This is a genomic window from Streptomyces sp. NPDC058401, assembly GCF_042722885.1.
Classification (GTDB): Bacteria; Actinomycetota; Actinomycetes; order Streptomycetales; family Streptomycetaceae; genus Streptomyces.
The window spans coordinates 1-1,428 of the sequence record NZ_JBHXKA010000273.1 but is presented as its reverse complement, the minus strand read 5'-3'; the positions used below and the strand labels follow the sequence as shown (position 1 = coordinate 1,428).

Here is a 1,428-nt window from a genome sequence, read left to right as displayed (position 1 = left end):
GGTTCGGGCCGCCCGGATGCTCCGCCCCAGAGATTTCCCGAGTTAGTTGCGCGCGCGCACGCACCATGTCACAGTTGGCGCAGCGGCAGAGCTGCGCCCGGCGGGAACGCCGGGAGGGCAGCCGCCGCTCCGCGTCGGGCGGTGTCCGCCCCCGCCCCCGTCCGGGCCCCGCCCGACAGCCCCCCTTCCACCCATCAGCCCGAGGTGAATCGTCGTGACCACTCCCCCGAGTGCCTTCCCCGACGTCGAGGCCCTGGTCGTCGACGTCCTCCAAGCTGATCCCGCCCTGTCCACCGCCGTCGTCGCCGTCAGCCCGCCCGCCGGATTCGACGGCACCCAGCGGGCCGTCATGGTCAACCGGCGCGGCGGCGCCTGGACCGGCGACCTGCACGTGGACATGCCTCTGATCGAGTTCGAGGTGTACGGGCCCACCAAGGCCGCCGCACACACGCTGGCCAACGCCGCCCGGCGGGCCCTGCTCGCCGCGCTCGGCAAGACGTACGGCTCGAACACCTTCACCGACGTCGTGGAGCACGACGGACCGCGCTGGCTCCCGGACTACCTCTACCGGGGCGCCAACCGCTACGTCTGCGTCATCGAGGTGTCCCTCAGCGTCTTCTGACGCACCGGCCGGCGGGCGTGCTCCCGCGCCCCGGCCCCCCATACGAAGGCCCTGCCGTCCGGCGGGGCCTTTGCCGTACCCGGACCCGGAGAGATCCGGGGTCCGGACCGGCAGACCCCTATATAAGGAGAAGCATCACCATGGCAGGAAACTCGTCCGAGATCCGCGTAGCCGGCAACGGTCGCCTCTTCGTCGCCGCTGCCGGCACCGCGCTGCCGACGGCCTTCACCGGCAAGCCGGACGTCGACTGGGGCGCCGGCTGGAAGGACCTCGGCTTCACCACCGCCGACGGCGTCACCTTCTCCAAGAAGGACAAGCTGGAGCCGGTCGACTCGTGGCAGGCCGTCAGCCCGGTCCACTTCACCTACTCCGACCGGGACCTGAGCATCAAGTTCTCGATGCTCCAGTTCAACGAGCTGACGCTGCCGTTCTTCATGGGCGGCGGCGCGGTGGCCGACGAGGCGACCCCGTCCAACGGCATCTACCGCTACGACATCGCGGACTCCCCGAAGTCGGACGCCCGCGCCCTCGGCCTGGAGTTCACCGACACCAAGGCCTCCGACGGCTCGGTCGTGACCTACCGCTTCTACATCCCGCGCGGCCAGGTCACCGCCTCCGACGACATCAAGCTGGCCCGCAAGTCGGCTTCCACGCTGGGCATCACCTTCACCGCCCTGACCACGGGTGACGACAAGCCGCTGGCGAGCTTCGTCATGAAGGACGGCGCGTACGCGCTCGTCTGACCGGCCGACAGGCCCTGACGGGGGCGGGGCGGCCGCCCTCGGCCGGCCGGGGCGGACCCGGTC

General features: G+C 71.2%; 2 protein-coding genes. Both read left to right on the top strand.

Annotation, left to right across the window (positions count from 1 at the left end; translation table 11 throughout):
* The first annotated feature begins 214 nt into the window (after positions 1 to 214).
* A complete protein-coding gene (locus ACFWNV_RS39695; RefSeq protein WP_266955902.1) occupies positions 215 to 622 on the top strand; it encodes a hypothetical protein in 408 nt (135 codons plus the stop codon).
* A gap of 140 nt (positions 623 to 762) precedes the next feature.
* Positions 763 to 1,365, top strand: coding sequence for a phage tail protein (locus ACFWNV_RS39690; RefSeq protein WP_383957230.1), 603 nt, complete (start codon positions 763 to 765; stop codon positions 1,363 to 1,365).
* The last annotated feature ends 63 nt before the right edge of the window (positions 1,366 to 1,428 follow it).

Coding starts and splice junctions, on each gene's coding strand:
- ACFWNV_RS39690 (WP_383957230.1), top strand. CDS start 763: ATGGCAGGAAACTCGTCCGAGATCCGCGTAGCCGGCAACGGTCGCCTC.